The sequence below is a fragment of the Alloalcanivorax xenomutans genome (assembly GCF_032810065.1).
Classification (GTDB): domain Bacteria; phylum Pseudomonadota; class Gammaproteobacteria; order Pseudomonadales; family Alcanivoracaceae; genus Alloalcanivorax; species Alloalcanivorax xenomutans.
Map to the genome: position 1 here is coordinate 1,673,757 of NZ_CP136538.1, position 18,968 is coordinate 1,692,724.

Genomic DNA, 18,968 nt, shown 5'->3' on the forward strand with positions numbered 1-18,968 from the left:
CTCCCACAGCGGCCTTGTAGCCCTCTCTGAGTTCGTGTTCCCAGCGGCATTGCAGGAATTCAGAAGCCAGAGCGTCAGACTCTGCTGACATTGTGGGACACCAATCGCCCACGGACCGCGATGATGATGTTTTCATGCCCACCATAGAACAACTCTTCGAACGTCATGGTCCCCGCTATCGCTGGCTGGCCACCGCTACCGTGATGCTGGGCACCTTGTCCATGGTGTTGACCTCCACCATCATCAACGTGGCGGTGCCGGCGATCATGGGCGAATTTCATCTTGGCCAGGATCAGGTGCACTGGTTGTCCACCGCGTTTCTGGCCGCCATGACCGTCGGTATGTTGGTGAACGCCTGGTGCCTGGCGCGTTTCGGTTCCCGCCGTACCTTCCTGTGTGCCATGACGATCTTTATCGTGGCGTCGGTGATGGGCGGGTTCAGTCAGAACTTCGAGGTCCTGGTGGCGGTTCGGGCGGTGCAGGGCGTCATGGCCGGCCTGATTCAACCCCATGCCCTGGTCACCATCTTCCAGGTGTTCCCCTGGAACAAGCGCGGGCAGGCCATGGGCATCTACGGCATGGGCGTGGTGCTGGGGCCGGCGGTGGCGCCGGCGCTTGGCGGTATCCTGGTGGACACGCTGTCCTGGCGGGCGGTGTTCTTCGCCGTGTTGCCCAGTTGTTTGCTGGCGCTATTCATGGCATCACGTTTCTTACCCGGCACCGCTCACGCCCGCAATCACCGCCTGGACTGGTTGGGCATTATTCTGCTCGGTGTCGGACTGACCGCATTGTTATGGGCGTTGGCGGGACTGGCCCGGCGCGGCCTGCAGGATCCGGTGTTGCTCACCGCCCTGGTCGGCGGACCGCTGATCATGGGCGTATTCGCCGCTTGGCAGTTCCGCCATCCTTATCCGTTGTTTGATCCGCGGGTGTTTCGTTATCCCGGTTTCGCCGGCGGTTTTTTTGTCGCCATGGTGATGGGGGCCGGGGTGTTCGGCACCACTTACCTGATGCCGCTGTACTTCCAGCAGGTACAGGGCATGACGGCCACGGACGCGGGCTTTATATTGATCCCCGCCGGCATCGCCATGGCGATCATTTTTCCTTTGTCTGGCCATCTTTCCGACCGCCTGCCGGGCGCGGTGATGATCACCACCGGGCTGTTGTTGATGCCGGCGAGTTTGCTGTTTCTGCGGGCGGCGGATATCGGCACCAGCATGGTCTGGTTGATGTTCTGGGTCGCTCTGGGGCGGGTGGCGCTGGGATTGATGATGCCGCCGGTGAATACCGGATCGCTGGCACTGCTGCCGGCGGAAATGATTCCGCAGGGATCCGGAGTGGTGAATTTCGCCCGCCAGATCGGAGGCGCTCTGGGCGTGAACCTGAGTGCTATTTGCGTACAATTTTTCAGTGACCGTCACTGGCATGCTCACCCGGAAGCGGGCCACCCTCACGCTTTCGAAGTCGGTTTTGACGACGCCTTTTTGATTACGGCGTCGCTGTTCATTCTGGCGCTGTGGCCGCTCGCGCGAATGTCGCGCGGACAGCGCCTTAAACGCACGGAGACCTCATAATGAGTCAACAACCCCATGTTCTGATCATCGGTGCCGGCGCCATTGGCAGCTTCTACGGTGCCATTCTCAAGCGCGCTGGCTGTACCGTAAGCGCCGTGGTGCGTTCCGAGTACGAGGCTATCCGCGACGGTGGTTTTCAGTTCGAGAGCCCGCTGGGGGATATTTCCTGGCGACCGGATCATCTGTATCGGGACGGCGATCAGGCCGACAGCCAGCCGGACTATGTCATTCTCGCCACCAAGGTACTGCCGAACTCGGACCGCGCCGCGCTGATCCGCCCGTGGCTGGGGGAGGATACCGGTATCGTGTTGATTCAGAACGGCCTGGATATCGAGCGGGAACTGGCCGAGGCATTCCCCAATAACCCGATCATCAGCTGTCTGGCGTTTATCGCGGTCAGCCGGGTGGCGCCGGGCCAGATCAAACACAATGCCTACGGCCGTCTGGTCATGGGGCGTTTCCCGGAAGGTATCGACGAACATTGTTCGCGGTTGCGGGATCTGTTCGTGGAAGGCGGCATCGACATCAAGCTCACCGAACAGGTGGTGGGCGAACGCTGGCTCAAGTGCGTCTGGAACACCCCCTTCAATCCGCTATCGGTGCTGGCCAACGGCGCCGACACCTACACCATCCTGGACACTCCGGGCGGCGAACAGCTGATCCGGGACCTGATGGCGGAGGTCATGGCGGTGGCCGAAGCCGACGGCCACCCGCTGCCATCGCACCTGCCTGACAGCAATATCGCCGGCACCCGAAAAATGCCGGCCTATAAAAACAGTATGGCGCTGGATTACCTCAACGACCGTCCCATCGAGCTGGACGCCATCCTTGGTAATGTGGTGGCCATTGCCCATCGCCTGAACGTTCCGGTGCCGCGTCTGGAAACCGTCCTGGTGACTCTGCGCATGCGTCAGGGCTGATCGAAAGCGCGCATCGCGGCTCATGAGCCGCGATGCCGCATGTCTCCCGTATCGCTTTGTTGTTGATGAGAATCAATACCATCTATACAATCGAGAATTATTATCAACCGTTAATGATTCTTCCGGATTGATCTCAGGACACATCAATGCGTATATGGCGTTTTCCGGCGGCCACTGGTGGCGCCGTTTTATTGTCTTTTGCCTGTTGTCTCAGCCTGGCTGCCGGCGCCGTATCGGCGCAATCCACCGAACCCTCCCACAATCATCAGCACCAACGCGTGCGGATCGCGCTGCCGGCGCAAAAACTCGGCCCCTCCCTGGCCGCGTTGTCCCGCCAGACCGGCGTTGAGATTCACTATCCCGCCGGTGCCGAGGATGAAGTCGGCAATGCCGTCAACGGCACCATGTCGTTTGATCAGGTTCTGCGCACGCTGTTGGCGGGCTCCGGGCTTACCTACACCTTCACGGAAAATGGCGTGGAAGTAGGGCGGCGGGGCGAGCCTCACCGGATCGAGGCGGTTGAGGTCACCGCGGACACGCCGATGGAGGAATACGCCTGGGGCGCGGCGAGCATGGGTTATCTGGCCACGCATACCGGAACCGCTTCTAAAACGGATGCCGCGATCGTGGAAATACCACGCTCGATCTCGGTGGTGACCCGACAAGAGATGGAGGACCGGGGAGCAAACAGCGTCATGGATGCAATGACGTACTCCGCGGGGGTAAGTACCGAGCTTCAGGGGATAGACAGCCGGGTGGATGACATCAGGATCCGTGGTTTCGATGCCAGCAGTTGGAGCAACAATATGTATCTCGACGGGCTGCGGTTACCGAGGGGCGGACAATGGACCACAGCGCAGGTAGACGCCTATGGTTTGGAAAGAGTAGAAGTGCTGAAGGGACCTGCCGCCGTGCTATATGGGCAGGTCACGCCTGGCGGGTTGGTGAATATGGTTGCGAAGCGGCCCTCCTTTGATCATCGGAATGAGGTGATACTCAGTGGCGGCAGCTTTAATCAATACGAAGGGGCTTTTGATCTCGGCGGATCGCTGGATGAGAGCGGCAACTGGCTGGGGCGATTGGTAGGCAGCTATAACGACGGTGACGCCCAGGTGGACGAGACTGAGTTGAGCCGCATCTACATTGCCCCCAGCGCCACCTGGTTTGTAAACGACAGCACCGATATTACTTTCCTTAGCTACTATCAGAAGGACGAGGGTGGCTCCACGTTTCAGTTCTTGCCCGTTCAGGGCCTGCTTTACCCGACACCTTACGGCTACATTGACCGTGATACCTTTCTTGGTGAGCCGGATTGGAACACCTATGATCGCGAGCAGTGGGCCATTGGCTATGATCTGAACCATACATTCAATGATGTCTGGTCGTTCCGCCAGAACGCCAAGTACAGCTACGTGGACACATTGTTCCGCACTGTGGTTTCCAATCCTCGCACCACCGTGGGCAACGGTGGTTTGAACAGCAACAACCGGACTTTTCCACGTCGAGGTGTGAAAGGCGCGGGTGAGCTGCGGGAAGTGGCGGTGGACAATCAGTTCAAAGCGGCTTTCTCCACCGGGCGTCTGCGCCACGACCTGGTGTTCGGTCTGGATTACCTGCGCACCCACTGGGACCATACCCGCTACAGTGTGACCGCCACCATTGATGACATCGACGTGTTTGATCCGGTGTATTCAGGTGCGGCGGGTTTTGAAGACAGCCTGATGGTGCAGATCGACGAAGAAAACGTGGAGCGCCAAACCGGCTTGTATATTCAGGATATGATTGCCCTGGATAACTGGCGTTTCATGTTCGGTGTACGCCATGATCAGTTCAAGGTGGATGCATTGGAAGACGAGGATTCCAGTGATGACGACGCCTTTACCTGGCAAACCGGCGCCACCTACTTGTTAGAGAACGGTCTGGCCCCCTATCTGAGTTACGCCACCTCATTCGAACCGGTTAGCGGGCAGGACTCCTCGCAAAGCGCTTTTGAACCTTCCGAAGGTGAACAGTATGAAGCGGGCTTGAAATACCAGCCTCCGCGCAGCAACAGCATGATCACGATTTCCGCTTTTGATTTGCGCCAGACCAACCTGGTGGTTACCGATATCAGTCCGCCGGCCGGCGCGCCGTGCGAGGCGGTCAACAGTTGCCAGCGCCAGACCGGTGAAACCCGCACACGTGGTGCCGAGCTGGAAGCAAAAATGTGGAACGAAAGCGGGCTAAGCGTGACCGCCAGCTACACATATCTGGATACCGAAGTCACTGACGGTGAAGAGGGGGAGGAGGGCAACGAGAAGCCGTTGGCGCCGCGCAATATGGCGAATCTCTGGCTGGACTATAAGTGGCGTGAAGGGGCGCTGGCTGGCTTTGGGCTCGGTGTCGGTGCCCGCTATATCAGCGACCTTTATGGCGACGCGGAAAACAATTATCGGGTGGACAGCTATGTGTTGTACGACGCGTCTCTGCGCTATGACATGAGCTATCTCGGGTTGCCCGGTGTGAGCGTCGCGTTGACGGGGCGGAACCTCAAGGATGAGCGCTACCTGACCTACTGTACCCAGTACGGTTGCTCCTACGGCTCCGCCCGCAACATCACCGCCAGCGTCAAATACCGTTGGTGACCGGGGTGATGAAATGACGGTTTCGATTTGCCTGTTGTTGAGTGTCGCCGGGAGCGTGTTGGTGTACCTGCGCTCACCCAATCAGCGGTGGCTGGCGCGGCCGCTGGCTGGTATCGGCTGGCGGGTTCTGTCGTGGGCGCTGTTGTTGCTGTCCTGGCCGGCATGGATGGTGACGCTGGACGCCAAGGCAGGGTTCTTCGCCGCTCTGACCGTGCTCATGCTGTTGCTCGGCACCTTGCCGTTGCTGTCACTGCTCAAGGAGGGGCGCGCCTGATGGCCAAGCCGAAACGATCGCCGATTCAACCGCATTGGTGGAGCAAGACTCTGGCCGGCGGCGTGCTCGGATTCACCCTGGCCCTGGCACTGATGGGGCTGTTCGCCTGGCTCGGGCCGGGCGGCATCGAAGCCCCGAACAAGGTGCAATTCAATATGTGGGTGGTACCGGTGATCTGGATGGCGGTGTTCGCTTTCGTCTATCTGTTTCGCACCGGCCTGCGTGCCTGGTTGTGGCTGGGAGCCGCCAATATGGCGGCTTTTTCCGCCTTGGCGGTGGTGCGTGTGATCATGGAAGGCGGCTGATATGCGTAGCGACGTAATACGGACTTACAAGACGCTGCACACCTGGACAGGACTGATCGCCGGCATGATGCTGTTCATCGGCTTTTACGCCGGCGCCTTGACCATGTTCAAGGCGCAACTGGATCGCTGGGCGTCGCCGCCGGTGGCGGAGCAGGGCGAGTGGCGGTGGACCGGGGAGCAACGCTGGCCGGAGCTGATCGGCGCGGTGCTGCGGGCCCATCCGGAAGCGGCCCGGAGCTTCACCTTGCACCTGCGGCAAAGTGAGAGCGCGCCGGTGCCCCTGACCTGGCAGCAGCAGGGCGGTCGGCACCTTCCCGGTGTCACCGGACGGGCCTCGCTGGACGGCGACGGCATTCTGCGGACGGCGTCCTACCAACCTTCGGCCATGGCCGAACTGATCGATCTGCTGCACCAGACCGGCGGCGTTCCCGGACAGGGGCATCATTACTTCGGTGTCTATGTCATGGGAGTGGTCTGCGTTCTCTATGTGCTTGCGCTGGTGTCCGGCGTGATCGTGTTGCTGCCCACGCTGATCAAGGATTTCTTCGCCCTGCGACCGGGTAAGAACCGCAAACGGTTCTGGCTCGATGCCCATAACGTGGTGGGTATCACCAGCCTGCCGTTTCATCTGGTGATCGGCCTGACAGTGATTGTGTTTGCTTTCCACGATCAGATTTACGATGGTCTGGGCAAGGTGGCGTACGGAGACCGGCCGCTGTTTTCCAGGCCGGCGCCATCCGATGACGGTATCCCCCGGCAGGTGGACAATCTAGTGGCGCCGGCAACACTGCTGGCTACGGTGCGGAACTATGATCCTGACTTCGAGCCCCGGGAAATGATGTACTCCGATGTGCTTGGTCCACGGGCCTCGGTGCGTATCGCCGGTGAAAATCCGGCGCACATGGTGCGCGGCGCGGATCGGGGTTTCGTCGAGCTCAACCCCTATACCGGCGAGATCACCGATACCGATTACATGCCGGGCCATGAGGATCCCTGGGTGGATATCATCACCACCTTTTTCGGCCTGCACTTTGGCAATTTTGGTGGCCCCCTGATGCGCTGGATTTATGTGCTAATGGGGCTGGGTGGGGCCTTTCTGTTTTACAGCGGTAATTTACTGTGGGTGGAAACCCGCCGCCGCAAACAACGCCGCAATGAGGCACCGGTGTCCCAGCGCCGCACCACCGAACTGATGGCGGCGGCCACCGTGGGCGTCTGTTGGGGCTGTGTGGCGGCTGTCTCCGCCGCCATGGTGGTGGGCAAATGGGTGAACGGACTGGTGGCGGACAGCAACGCCTGGTACCCGGGCGTCTACTATGCCGTCTTCCTGGCCAGCGTGGGCTGGGCGTTCTGGCGCGGCGCCGCCCGCGCGGTGGTGGAACTGCTGTGGTTGGCGGCGCTGACCACTCTGGCGATTCCTCTGACCGGGTTGCTGGCGCTGACGCTGCCCTCCCTGCCGCCCTGGCTGCATACCGCTCCGGCGACGTTGGCGGTGGAAGGGACGGCCCTGATTGCGGCGGTGCTGTTGATGCTGGCGGCGAAGCGTACCGCCCGGCGGGTGAGGCAGGGGCCAGCGGACAGCGTCTGGGCGGCGCCGGTGGGCGATAGTGGATAGTGACGGTCTTGACGCCGTGTCCCAGGTGATATATACCGGCGGTATGTATCAGGGCTCTTCGGAGGGTTTGTCATGACCCAGTTCGCTAAAATCTTCATGTCCGGCCGCAGTCAGGCGGTGCGGCTGCCCAAGGACCTGCGCTTCGAAGGGACGGAAGTGATCGCCCGGCGTTTTGGTAATGGTGTGTTATTGCTGCCGGTGGAACGCCCTTGGGACATCATGCGCGAGGCTCTCGAGGAGTTTGACGCGGATTTCCAAATGGAACGGGAGCAACCGGCGGCACAGGATCGAGAGTCAATGGAGTAAGGCCAATGGAAGGGCTGCGCTATTTGCTGGACACCAATATCTGTATTTACATCATCAATCGGCGGCCCGAGAAGGTCTTTCGTCACTTCGAATTACTGAACGCGGGTAACGTTGGTGTGTCCAGTATTACTGCCGCGGAGTTGGCGTTCGGGGTGGCTAAGAGCGGTTCGAAGCGCAATCAACAGGCACTTGGCAAATTCCTCGCACCGCTTGAAGTGATGGCCTTCGACGAGGCCGCGTCCGAGCGCTATGGCGACCTGCGTACTTATCTGGAGGCGTGCGGCACACCGATAGGCAGTCTGGATACGCTCATCGCGGCTCACGCGCTCGCTCTGGGCGTGACCCTGGTGACCAATAATCTCCGTGAGTTTCGGCGGGTTCCGGATCTGGCCCTGGAGAATTGGGTGGTCTCCTGACACGGTGACTCCGGAATAGATTGACCAAACCGAATTGTAACAGTTGGCGAAATGTAACAGTTTGGTGGGTTCCAGGGGCTTTACTCCCTAGTGTGATGCCGGTGGGGAGCAGTACACTGGTTCGCACAATCTTCCCAGGAAAAACCATTAGGAGACCTGACCTTGGCCACCGACAGCCGTCGTGCTGCACTCGATTACCACGAATTCCCCGTTCCCGGCAAAACCGCCGTCGTCGCCACCAAACCACTGACCAACCAGAGTGATCTGGCGCTGGCTTACTCGCCCGGCGTGGCCGCCGCTTGCGAAGAGATCGTCGACGATGCCAACAACGTGTTCCGTTACACCGGGCGCGGCAATCTGGTGGGGGTGATCAGTAATGGCAGCGCGGTACTGGGGCTGGGCAACATTGGTGCCCTGGCGTCCAAGCCGGTGATGGAAGGCAAGGCGGTATTGTTCAAGAAGTTCGCCGGCCTCGATGTCTTCGATATTGAGATCAACGAAAGCGACCCGGACAAACTGGTGGAGATCATCGCCGCTCTGGAACCGACTTTCGGCGGCATCAACCTGGAAGACATCAAGGCGCCGGAGTGTTTTATCGTTGAGCGCAAACTGCGTGAACGCATGAGCATTCCGGTATTCCATGACGATCAGCACGGCACCGCCATTACCGTCAGCGCCGCCTTCATCAACGGTCTCAAGGTGGTGGGCAAGCCCATCGATCAGGTCAAGGTGGTCACTTCCGGTGCCGGTGCCGCGGCGCTGGCGTGCCTGGATCTGATGGTGGATCTGGGCCTGCCGCAGGAAAACATCTGGGTCACCGATATCGAAGGCGTGGTGTATCAGGGGCGCGAAGTGCTGATGGATCCGGACAAGGCCCGCTACGCTCAACCCACCGACGCACGCACCCTGGGCGAGGTAATCGACGGTGCCGATGTGTTCCTCGGTCTGTCCGCCGGCGGTGTGCTGAAGCCGGACATGGTGCAGCGCATGGCGGCCCGTCCGCTGATTCTGGCGCTGGCCAATCCGAGCCCGGAAATCCTGCCGGAAGACGCCAAGGCGGTGCGTGATGATCTGGTCATGGCCACTGGCCGTTCCGATTACCCGAACCAGGTCAATAACGTCCTCTGTTTCCCCTATATTTTCCGGGGCGCGCTGGACGCTGGTGCCACCACCATCACCCGGGAAATGGAAAAAGCGGCGGTATACGCCATCGCCGGTCTCGCCCAGGAAGAGCAGAACGAGGTGGTGGCCGCCGCCTATGGCACCTATGACATCAGTTTCGGGCCAGAGTACCTGATTCCGAAACCGTTCGATCCACGCCTGATCGTGCGTATCGCACCGGCGGTGGCGAAAGCGGCCATGGCCGACGGCGTCGCCACCCGGCCGATCGCCGATCTGAACGCCTACGCCGAACAGCTGGAGCGCTTCGTCTACCACTCCGGCGCCTTCATGAAGCCCTTGTTCTCCGCCACCAAGGCGCTGGTGCGCGACGGCGGCAAGGCCCGCATCGTGTTCACCGAGGGCGAGGAAGAGCGGGTGCTGCGCGCGGTGCAAGTTGTGGTGGATGAAGGGTTGGCGTTCCCGATTCTGGTGGGCCGCCCGGAAGTGCTGGCCATGCGCATCGAGCGCTACGGGCTGCGCCTGCGTCTCGGCGAGGATGTGGAAGTCACCAATCCGGAGCAGGATGAACGTTTCCACCGCTACTGGAACGAGTATTGGGAAAAACTTTGCCGCCAGGGTGTCACCAAGGAAGTGGCCCGTACCGAGATGCGCCGCCGCATGACGTTGATCGGTGCCATGATGGTGCACCTGGGTGAGGCCGATGGCATGGTCTGCGGGACCGTGGGCCGGTTCGCCGAGCACCTGCGCTTTGTCGATCAGGTTATCGGCCGTAAGGAAAACGCCCGTACCTATGCGGCGATGAATGTGCTGTTACTGCCGGAGCGCACGGTTGCGGTGGTGGATACCCATGTCAACGAGGACCCCTCCGCCGAACAGATCGCCGAGTTCACGGTGGCCGCCGCCGAGGAAATGCGGCGCCTGAATCTGGAACCGAAGGCGGCGTTGTTGTCGCGCTCCAATTTTGGTTCCGAACGTTGCGCCGCCAGCGAGAAAATGCGTCAGGCGCTGGCGCTGATCCGTGAGGCGGCTCCGGAACTGGAAGTGGATGGGGAAATGCACGGCGACGCCGCGCTGGAGGAATCGATTCGTCAGGGCATCCTGCCGGATTCCACTCTGAAAGGATCGGCCAATCTGCTGGTCTGTCCCAACGGCGATTCCGGCAACATCGCTTACAACCTGTTGAAAACCGCCGCTGGCAGCAACGTGGCGGTGGGACCGTTCCTGCTCGGCGTCAACGCGCCGGTGACCATTCTGACTTCCAGCGCCACGGTACGGCGCATCGTCAACATGGCGGCACTCACCGTGCTGCGCGCCAATCTGGAAGGGAAGGGGTAGGGCAACCAGAACCATCGCTGTAAGGCAGCTTCCCACAGCAGCGGACTACGAAGCCGCTCTGTGGGAGCTTGCCTTGTAGGCGAATTCTTTTAGCGCGCGTAGTCGCTGCCGGCGCGTTCCAGCTTGCGCAGCAGGGCCGGCCAGGTCAGCTTGCTGGCCATGCCCAGGCTCTTGGACTGATCGGAGGTAGTGGCGATGGCTTCGGCGGAAGGCTGGTAAGTCTCACCCTGAGCCATGGCGCGCACCTGGATCTCGCAGCCCTTCATCAGGAAGTACATGTAGGTGAAGGCTTCACCCACATCCTTGCCCACACTCAGAGTGCCGTGGTTGCGCAGCAGCATCAGGTTCTTGTCGCCGAGATCCTTCACCAGACGCTCGCGCTCGTCCAGGTTCAGAGCCACACCTTCAAAATCGTGATAGCTCAGATGATCCAGACACAGCATGGCGGTCTGGCTCAACGGCAGCAGGCCGTTCTTGTGCGCGCTCACGGCGACACCGTCGGCGGCATGCAAGTGCAACACCGCGCCGGCTTCCTCGCGGGCCATGTGCACGGCGCTGTGGATGGTGAAACCGGCCGGGTTGACCCGGTTGGTGGCGCCGGGATCGACGATTTCGCCGTCCTGGTCCACTTTCACCAGGGAGGAGGCGGTGATCTCATCGAATAACATACCGTACGGATTGATCAGAAAGTGATGCTCCGGTCCCGGTACACGGGCGGACAGGTGAGTGAACACCAGATCTTCCCAGCCGTAGAGCGCGACCAAACGATAAGCGGCGGCCAGGTCCTTGCGAACTTCCCACTCGGCTTCGGTCATTTGCGGCCGGGCGGTGGCGGTGGCTTGAGACATTGCGGCACCTCATTATTATGAAATTGCGTTTCGGGAATATATCAGGGCAGGGCGGCGGCGGCCATACCATGGAGTAGGGAAGAGAGGGTGTCCCAACTCGTCGCTACAAGGCCGCTGTAGGAGCCTGCCCTGCAGGCGAATCTTTTGATCTGGAGCCCATTCGCCAGCAAGGCTGGCTCCTGCAGACCGAGCTACGAAGCCACTGTAGGAGCTTGCCTTGCAAGCGAATGACGTGCCGGCGAGAGCCCTACAGCACCAACACCCGCTTACCGCTGAAGTCGTCCTCCACCATATGGCGGTGCGCCTCCAGAGCATCGGCGAAGGCAAAGGTCTCCATCGGCAACGGACGCAGCCGTTCGGCGGCGAACAACGGTGCCAGGCGGTCGTTGAACAGCCCGGCCATGGCGATGCGGCGGTCCAGGGTCTGGCTGCGCATGGTCATGGCGGTGATTTTCAGACGCCGCTGCAGAAACGGGCGCAGGTCCATCATGGTCTGGGCCCCGCCCAGCACGCCCACCAGACTCAGCGTGCCTTCGGTGCGCAAGCCCTTGAGCACCTGGCTCCAGTCCGGGCCCACCATATCCATGATCACCGCCACGCCGTCGCCGGTGATGCTCTTCAACTGCTCGGCCAGGGTGTCGTCCTCGGTGACCGTGGCCACCAGCCCCATGCCTTCGGCGGTGCGCAGATTGGCCGGGTTGCGGCTGGAGCCGATCGGTCGGGCGCCCAGCGCCGCCGCCAACTGGGTGCCAGCGAGACCCACGCCGGCGCTGGCCGGGCGGATCAGACACCATTGCCCCGGTTGCAGGCCACCATCCAGGAACAGCGCCCGATAGGCGGTCAGGAAGGCTTCCGGAATGGTGGCGCCGGTGGCGAAGTCCAGATTGTCCGGCAGTGTCAGCGGTTCATCTTCATGCACCACCAGATATTCCGCGTAGGCGCCGCTGGGAATCAGCCCCATGACCCGGTCACCTACCTGGCGATGGGTGACCTTGCTGCCCACCGCATCCACCTCGCCAGCGTATTCCAGTCCGGGCACCCGCTGGTCGAAGCCCGGGGGCGCCGGATACATGCCCTTGACCTGCAGGATATCGGCGCGATTGATGCCCACGGCCCGCACCCGGATACGTACCTGATCCGGTGCCGGTTCCGGGGTATCAAAGGGGCCAAGGGCCATGGTGCCGTCGTTGATCTGCCACGCTTGCATGGATAGCTCTCTCCGTTATGAGTGAATCCCCGTGCTTCCCCTGAACCCGGGAAGGGAAGAAAATGAGGGATTCCATAGGTATACTGGGTTCACCTTTCCGTCTGGTTTCATCCCTGAGGTTGGGTCAACACAATAACGACAAAGTGGTCTTCGGGAGAACCCCATGTCCGAATTGCAGTATCCGTTTTCGCAACCGCCGCGGCCCGGCGAGCGTCTGGAAGTAGCGCCGGGCGTGTACTGGTTGTACTTTCCCATGCCGCTGGCGCTGGACCACATTAATCTGTGGTTGCTGGAGGATGGGGACGGCTGGACCCTGGTCGATACCGGATTCGGCACCCGCCACACCCAGAAAATCTGGGCCCAGGCGTTCGACAACGCCCTGGAAGGCCGGCCGATCCGCCGCATCATTGTCACCCATTATCATCCGGACCATGTCGGCCAGGCCGGCTGGCTGGCGCAGCGATTCAATGCACCGGTACGCATGACGCGCGGGGAATGGGAGCTGCTCAATCATTTGCATTCCGCCGAGGACGACACCGTGCGTCGGGACGTGCGCCGCTTCATGGGGTTGCATGGTCTGCATGGGGAGCCGCTGGATGCGCTCAGTGGCCGCGGCAACGGTTTTCGAAAAGTGGTGCCGATCATGCCGCCGACCCCGGAGTTCATCGCTGCCGGCGACGCCATTCAAATCAATGGTCAAACCTGGCGGGTGCACATCGGCCGGGGCCACGCGCCGGAGCACGCCTGCCTGTTCCGTGAACACGATCATGTGCTGATCAGCGGCGATCAGGTGCTGCCGCGCATCTCCAGTAACCTGACCGTGCATGCACGCGACCCGGATGATGACCCGGTCAGCGCTTTCGTCGATTCATTGACGGCAATTAAGAACGCACTGCCGGAAGACAGTCTGGTATTGCCCGCCCATGGGCTGGCCTTCCATGGTCTGCACGCTCGTATCGATGCTTTGGTCAAGCACCATGACGAGCAGTTGAGCGTGGCCGAGGAAGCCTGTGAGAAAGCGCCGCTGACCGCCTACGATCTGTTGCCACTGCTGTTCAACCGCAAGCTCGACAACAATCAGATGATGTTCGCCATGGGGGAGAGCATCGCGCACCTCAATTGCCTGCACGCCCACGGCCGCGCCACCCGTGCCGATCGCCAGGGCCGGCGCTACTACGCTGCCTGATGGGTCCCTTGTGGGTGCCACGAAGCCGCTGTGGGAAGCTTGCTTGCAAGCGAATGTGCCAACGCCGGAGGCCGGAATTCGCCAGCAAGCTGGTCTCCCACAGCTTTTCTACAGAGCGGCTGTGGGAGCTTGCCCGCAAGCGAATTTCTTCCCGGAGAGTCCCATTCGCCAGCAGGGCTGGCTCCTGCAGGGGCTCCCTGGCCTTTTGTGGGAAGCTGGCGGGGCAGTGACCTAATCGGCCATCCACGGATTCAGTAAAGACACCCCCAAGGGTTCGAAATCCTTGATATTGCGAGTGGCCAGTACAGCGCCGTGCCGCTCGCAGATGGCGGCGACCTGAGCGTCGGCCATGTGCACGGGCCGTCCGCGTTTTTCGCAGGCCGCCAGTTTTTCCGCGTAGTAAGCGGCGGCCGGGGCGTCGAAAGGCAGCACGCGGCCGGCGAACTCCTCGTTGAACAAGCCTATGGACAGGTCCGTGAGACGGCGCTTGCGTCGCCCGGCGGGCAAGCGGCGGATGCCATGCAGTATTTCCGCCACGGTGATACTGGTAACCGCCACATCCCGGCCGCTCTGGCGGTCCAGCCATGCGATGACCCGAGGTTCGGGGGCCGGCCGCATCAATTCCGACAGCACATTGGTGTCCAGGACAATCATTGATCCAGACCTGGATCACGGGGCGCGTCCTGGCGCCGTTCGAACTCCGGCGGTTCGGCGTCGTAAGCGGCAAAGCGCTCGCGGATGCGGGTGCCAAGACCGGTATCCGAACCCGGTTCCAGCGCGCGATGCAGGATCTGCCTTACCTCTTCCTCCATGGAATGGCCGTGTTCAGCGGCGCTCAAGCGCAGCCGGGCTTTCAATTCATCGTCGAGGTTGCGGATGGTAATGGAGGCCATGGGGTTCTCCGGATGCTTTCATTGATATCAATGAAAGCATAGCACGCCAGACGCTGGACGCCAGGTGTTCGGTATTTTTATTCCATATCCTGAATGCTATTCATCGATAGTGTTTTTCCTAAGGTTGCGGGGAAACAGTGAGCGTTCCAGGAAGTGCGCGGTGTCGCGGATGGCCTCGCCGGCCCGGGCCAGGCCCCGGGCATTGTGCTGAGCGGTGATGCCGATACCGGAGATGGCGAAGCGCGGCTGGTTGTGGTGATCGGTGAGAACGCTGGCCACCATGCTGATGCCGCGATACAGGCAGTTGTCGTCCAGGGCCCAGCCCTGTTCCCGTGCTTCCTTAACGCCCTTTTGGTATTCCTCGAAGCTGGGCGGATTCTCCCAGCGCAGCCGTGCGAAGCGGCGTCGGAGTTCCGCGTCGGGCAGGTCGCGTACCCCGGCGATGGCGCGGCCGCAGGCGCCGATCAGCTCCGGCAGGCGGCTGTCCAGCCGCACATCCACATGGGCCACATTGGGGATGCCGCGGGCGATGACGCTGACATGGTTGTCGTGGGTGATGCGCCACAACACGATCAGGATATCCAGATTCAGGGCCAGCCGTTCCAGTTCCGGCTGAATCAGATCGGCATAGCTCTGACCGATCAGATTGACCGTCAGTTCGGACAGACCAATGCCCAACTGGTAGGTCTTGCTGCTTTCGTCGAAGCGCACGAAGCCCTCGTTGTTGAGGGTGCGCAGAATGTTGAAGGCGCTGCTGGGGCTGACGCCGGTGGCGCGGGCGATGGCGGCCACGCCCTCCGGGGCCTGCTGGTGGGCGAGGTGGCGCAAAAGCTGGATCGCGTTCACCACGGCGCCCACGTCCTTGGTGCTGCCATTTCGGCTGCCGCCGTTCCGGTTGCTGGTATCGGAGCGTTCGTCTTTTGGGGATGTCATGGATTTGTATTCACAATAAGGATTGACATTCAGAATGGTGAATCTACCATAAACCGCAATTCCGGCCCGGGCAACGACCCGGCGCCATTCTCGAAACCACGGCACAGAACAACAAAGTGGGAGAGCACAGTGATGAGCATGCCCCCGGTGGCCCGTCCCGGTCACGTCGTCACTATACCTTTAGTCCCGGCGCCGGTCCCGGCCCGGATAGCCCGTTCTCGCACCGCTGTCGCCGAGATCGTTGTACTCCGTTTCCCATGCGCTCACCTGGGAAGATCCCCCCGCCCCGGCGGCTTTGTCGCCGGTGGCGACGGGGTGGGCGTCCCTCGTCAGCCCTTCAATAAGAACAGTCAGAAATAGCCGGACCAGAAAGGAGCTTGCGGTGATGCAAGACGACACCAACGCGAACGGCACCGCCAACGGCCGGTTCGCTTCTCTAACGCCACTGCTGCAGCCACGGTCCGTGGCGGTGGTGGGAGCATCCGCCGACGCCACCCGTATCGGTGGCCGGCCAGTAAGCTACATGCTGCGCGGTGAGTTCCAGGGCCGGGTAATGCCGGTGAACCCGAAACGCAGCGAAATTCAGGGGCTGCCGGCCTATGCCAGCATCGATGACCTGCCGGACGCGCCGGACGCCTCGGTGGTGGCGGTGCCGGCCGCGCAGGTGGTGGACACCGTGGATGCCCTGGGCCGCAGGGGCGGACGCAGCGCCATTATTTTCTCTTCCGGTTTCAGTGAAGTGGGCGCGCAGGGCGAAGCGCTACAGCAGCAACTGCTGGCCACCGCGCGCCGCCACGGCATGCGCCTGCTCGGCCCCAATACCGCCGGCGCCTTCAACAGCACCATCGGCTTCTTCGGCAGTTTCATGTCCGGCCTGGAACGCGGTTTTCCGCTGCCGGGCCGCATCGGCATCGCCTCCCAGTCCGGCGCCTACGGCGCTCATCTGTTGGGGCTGGCACGGGCGCGCGGGCTGGGCACGCCTATCTGCGCCGCCACCGGCAACGAATGTGACGTCACCCTGGGCGAAGCCATTGGCTGGATGGTGGAGAACCCGGACATTGACGTGGTGATGGCCTACGCCGAAGCGGTGCGCGATGTGGATTCGTTCATCGCCGCGCTGGAAGCCGCGCACGCCGCGCGCAAACCGGTGATTCTGCAGAAGGTGGGCCGCAGCGCCCTGGGCCAGAAAGCCGCCATGTCCCATACCGCCGCCCTGGCCGGTGACGATCGGGTATTCGACGCGATGCTGGCGGACTACGCGGTAATCCGCGTGGAGAGCAGCGCCGAGCTGCTGGACGTGGCCTATACCGCCACCCGCCGCATTTATCCGGCCAACAATTCCCTCGGCATGCTCACCATCAGCGGTGGCGCCGGCATCATCGTCAGCGACCTGGCGGAACAGTTGGACGTGCCGATGCCGCCCATGCCGGAGCCGGCACAGGCCGACCTGAAAGCCGCGGTGCCGTTCTGTTCCCCGATCAATCCGGTGGACTGCACCGCCCAGGTGCTCAACGACCTGACCCTGGCCGGCACCTTCGGTGAGCGCATGGTGTCCGATGGCGGCTACGCTTCGGTGCTGGCGTTTTTCAGCCAGGCCGGCACGGTGCCATCGGTGGCGCCGAAACTGTGCGCGGAGTTGAAAAAAGTAAAGGATGCCCATCCGGATCGTCTGTTCGTGATGTCACTGATCGGCGAGCCGGAGCAGAACCGGCCCTATGAAGAGGCCGGCTTCGTATTGATGGAAGACCCCACCGACGCGGTGAAAGTAATCAAGGCCATGGGGCAGTTGGGCGACGCCTTCGCCCGGCCCTTGCCACGGCGGGAAGCGGTGTCACCGGTAACCTTGCCGGAAGTCACGCCCGGCGAAGCCGAAGCCAAACAATTGCTGGCCGCGCACGGTATTCCCGCGGTGCCGGAAAAAGTGCTCGGCAGCGCCGAGGAGGCCGCCGCCTACGCCGAACAAATCGGCTTCCCGGTGGTGATGAAAATCGCCTCCGCCGACATCGTGCACAAATCCGAAATCGGTGGCGTGCTGTTGAACGTTGCCGACGCGGACTCCGTGCGCGAAGGCTTCCAGACACTGTTGGGCAATGCCGAACGCCATGTCCCGGACGCCAAACTGGATGGTGTGTTGGTGGCCCGGCAGATCGTCGGTGGCGTGGAATGCTTCATGGGAATCCAGCGCGATCCCCAATTCGGCCCGGTGGCGGTGTTCGGTCTCGGCGGCATTTTCGTTGAAGTGCTCAAGGATGTGGCGTTCCGCCGTTGTCCGTTCGACCGCGAGGAAGCCCGCGATCTGATTCTGTCGATCAAGGGCGCGCCGTTGTTGCAAGGCGCCCGCGGTCGCGCGCCGGTGGACCTGGATGCGCTGTCGCAGGTGCTCGCCAATTTGTCCCGCTTTGCGGTCGGCGCCGGCGAGCGCCTGGACTCCATCGATATCAATCCGGTTTTCGCCATGCCCGAAGGGCAGGGTGCCTTCGCCGCCGACGCGGTGATCCAATTGAACGAACAAAAGTGAGAGCGGCATGGCTATCGATCCGCAACATTTGCTCAATTACCCCATTCCCCAGGTACGTCAAACACTGACCGAAAAGGACACCGCGTTTTATGCCCTGTCGGTGGGCCTCGGTATGGACCCCCTGGACGAAAAACAACTGCGCTTCGTCGATTCCGCCCGGGATTTCCGCGCGCTGCCCAGCATCGCGGTGGTGCTGGGACATCCCGGTTTCTGGGTGGCGCGTGACGATACCGGCATCGATGCGGTGCGCGTGGTGCACGGCGAACAGCGCATTGAGTGGCACAAGCCGCTGCCGGTGGCGGGCGAAGTGGTGGGCGAAACCCGCGTCACCGGTGTGGTGGACAAGGGCAACAACGCGCTGATGTACAGCGAAAAGGAACTGCGCGACGGTAACGGCGAGTTGTTGGCTACCGCCGGCATGACCACGGTGCTGCGCGGGCAGGGCGGGTTCGGTGGCGACAGCGAGCCGTTGCACGCGGTACACACCCTGCCGGACAGCGAGCCGGACATCAGCGTGGATCTGCCCACCCGTGCCGAGCAGGCGCTGTACTACCGTCTCAACGGCGACGACAACCCGCTGCACTCCAATCCCGCCACCGCCGAGGCCGCCGGCTATCCGCGTCCGATTCTGCACGGCCTGTGCACCCTTGGCGTGGTCTTCCATGCGTTGTTCCGCGAGTTGGTGGATTACCGGGAAGATCGCCTCAAGGCCCTGTCCCTGCGTTTTTCCTCGCCGGTTTTTCCGGGCGAGACCATCCGTACTGAAATCTGGCGCGACGGGTCCTTCCGCGCCCGGGTGGTGGAGCGTGACGTGGTGGTGGTGAACAACGGCAAACTGGATTTTGTTTGACCGGCGCCCCTGTGGGAGCCGCCTTGGCGGCGAATGACGTTA

At 61.8% G+C, this 18,968-nt stretch carries 17 protein-coding genes; 12 read left to right on the forward strand and 5 right to left on the reverse strand.

Features of this window, described 5'->3' with window-relative positions; genetic code table 11:
• The first annotated feature begins 134 nt into the window (after positions 1-134).
• The 9 genes from RYH70_RS07900 to RYH70_RS07940 all read left to right on the forward strand — a co-directional run bounded on the left by RYH70_RS07900 (position 135) and on the right by RYH70_RS07940 (position 10,491).
• Complete coding sequence (locus RYH70_RS07900; RefSeq protein ID WP_080531860.1) at positions 135-1,574, forward strand: MDR family MFS transporter; 1,440 nt, start codon at positions 135-137, stop codon at positions 1,572-1,574.
• The gene (locus tag RYH70_RS07905; protein ID WP_022994072.1) at positions 1,574-2,494 is read left to right on the forward strand and encodes a ketopantoate reductase family protein; all 921 of its coding nucleotides are present in this window, start codon (positions 1,574-1,576) and stop codon (positions 2,492-2,494) included. The genes RYH70_RS07900 and RYH70_RS07905 overlap by 1 nt, the downstream gene beginning before the upstream one ends.
• Before the next feature lie 146 nt (positions 2,495-2,640).
• On the forward strand, positions 2,641-5,118 hold the full coding sequence (locus RYH70_RS07910) for a TonB-dependent siderophore receptor (RefSeq protein WP_284456225.1): 2,478 nt from the start codon (positions 2,641-2,643) through the stop codon (positions 5,116-5,118).
• Between the two features lie 13 nt (positions 5,119-5,131).
• Entirely contained in the window at positions 5,132-5,392 is a 261-nt protein-coding gene (locus RYH70_RS07915; RefSeq protein ID WP_055100577.1) for a hypothetical protein, read from the forward strand.
• The gene (locus tag RYH70_RS07920; protein ID WP_284456224.1) at positions 5,392-5,697 is read left to right on the forward strand and encodes a hypothetical protein; all 306 of its coding nucleotides are present in this window, start codon (positions 5,392-5,394) and stop codon (positions 5,695-5,697) included. The genes RYH70_RS07915 and RYH70_RS07920 overlap by 1 nt, the downstream gene beginning before the upstream one ends.
• Position 5,698: 1 nt before the next feature.
• Positions 5,699-7,312, forward strand: a complete 1,614-nt coding sequence (locus RYH70_RS07925) for a PepSY-associated TM helix domain-containing protein (protein ID WP_284456223.1) — start codon at positions 5,699-5,701, stop codon at positions 7,310-7,312.
• A 72-nt stretch (positions 7,313-7,384) separates the two neighbouring features.
• Positions 7,385-7,618, forward strand: a complete 234-nt coding sequence (locus RYH70_RS07930) for an AbrB/MazE/SpoVT family DNA-binding domain-containing protein (protein ID WP_063142050.1) — start codon at positions 7,385-7,387, stop codon at positions 7,616-7,618.
• Between the two features lie 5 nt (positions 7,619-7,623).
• The gene (vapC, locus tag RYH70_RS07935) at positions 7,624-8,034 is read left to right on the forward strand and encodes a type II toxin-antitoxin system tRNA(fMet)-specific endonuclease VapC (protein WP_317010007.1); all 411 of its coding nucleotides are present in this window, start codon (positions 7,624-7,626) and stop codon (positions 8,032-8,034) included.
• Between the two features lie 162 nt (positions 8,035-8,196).
• Positions 8,197-10,491: an NADP-dependent malic enzyme gene (locus tag RYH70_RS07940; protein WP_026948920.1), complete on the forward strand. Its 2,295-nt coding sequence runs from the start codon at positions 8,197-8,199 to the stop codon at positions 10,489-10,491.
• A gap of 89 nt (positions 10,492-10,580) precedes the next feature.
• On the opposite strand, the gene RYH70_RS07945 is transcribed toward RYH70_RS07940, so the two are convergent.
• Positions 10,581-11,339, reverse strand: coding sequence for a class II aldolase/adducin family protein (locus RYH70_RS07945; RefSeq protein WP_026948919.1), 759 nt, complete (start codon positions 11,337-11,339; stop codon positions 10,581-10,583).
• 247 nt (positions 11,340-11,586) lie between these two features.
• Positions 11,587-12,546: a zinc-binding dehydrogenase gene (locus RYH70_RS07950; RefSeq protein WP_063140851.1), complete on the reverse strand. Its 960-nt coding sequence runs from the start codon at positions 12,544-12,546 to the stop codon at positions 11,587-11,589.
• A gap of 163 nt (positions 12,547-12,709) precedes the next feature.
• Between RYH70_RS07950 and RYH70_RS07955 the strand changes: the two genes are divergently transcribed.
• Positions 12,710-13,732, forward strand: a complete 1,023-nt coding sequence (locus tag RYH70_RS07955) for an MBL fold metallo-hydrolase (RefSeq protein WP_026948917.1) — start codon at positions 12,710-12,712, stop codon at positions 13,730-13,732.
• Between the two features lie 231 nt (positions 13,733-13,963).
• On the opposite strand, the gene RYH70_RS07960 is transcribed toward RYH70_RS07955, so the two are convergent.
• The 3 genes from RYH70_RS07960 to RYH70_RS07970 form a co-directional block, all read right to left on the reverse strand.
• Positions 13,964-14,386 carry a type II toxin-antitoxin system VapC family toxin gene (locus RYH70_RS07960; RefSeq protein ID WP_317010008.1) on the reverse strand — a complete coding sequence of 141 codons (423 nt, stop codon included), beginning with the start codon at positions 14,384-14,386 and terminating at the stop codon, positions 13,964-13,966.
• On the reverse strand, positions 14,383-14,625 hold the full coding sequence (locus tag RYH70_RS07965) for a FitA-like ribbon-helix-helix domain-containing protein (protein WP_022994194.1): 243 nt from the start codon (positions 14,623-14,625) through the stop codon (positions 14,383-14,385). The genes RYH70_RS07960 and RYH70_RS07965 overlap by 4 nt, the downstream gene beginning before the upstream one ends.
• A gap of 96 nt (positions 14,626-14,721) precedes the next feature.
• Positions 14,722-15,558, reverse strand: coding sequence for an IclR family transcriptional regulator (locus RYH70_RS07970; protein WP_317010009.1), 837 nt, complete (start codon positions 15,556-15,558; stop codon positions 14,722-14,724).
• Positions 15,559-15,943: 385 nt separating this feature from the next.
• On the opposite strand from RYH70_RS07970, the gene RYH70_RS07975 reads away from it, so the two are divergent.
• Together RYH70_RS07975 and RYH70_RS07980 are read left to right on the forward strand one after the other, a co-directional pair.
• The gene (locus tag RYH70_RS07975; protein WP_317010010.1) at positions 15,944-18,076 is read left to right on the forward strand and encodes an acetate--CoA ligase family protein; all 2,133 of its coding nucleotides are present in this window, start codon (positions 15,944-15,946) and stop codon (positions 18,074-18,076) included.
• A 7-nt stretch (positions 18,077-18,083) separates the two neighbouring features.
• Positions 18,084-18,926 (forward strand): MaoC/PaaZ C-terminal domain-containing protein, encoded by an 843-nt coding sequence (locus RYH70_RS07980; RefSeq protein WP_022994197.1) that lies wholly within the window; start codon positions 18,084-18,086, stop codon positions 18,924-18,926.
• The last annotated feature ends 42 nt before the right edge of the window (positions 18,927-18,968 follow it).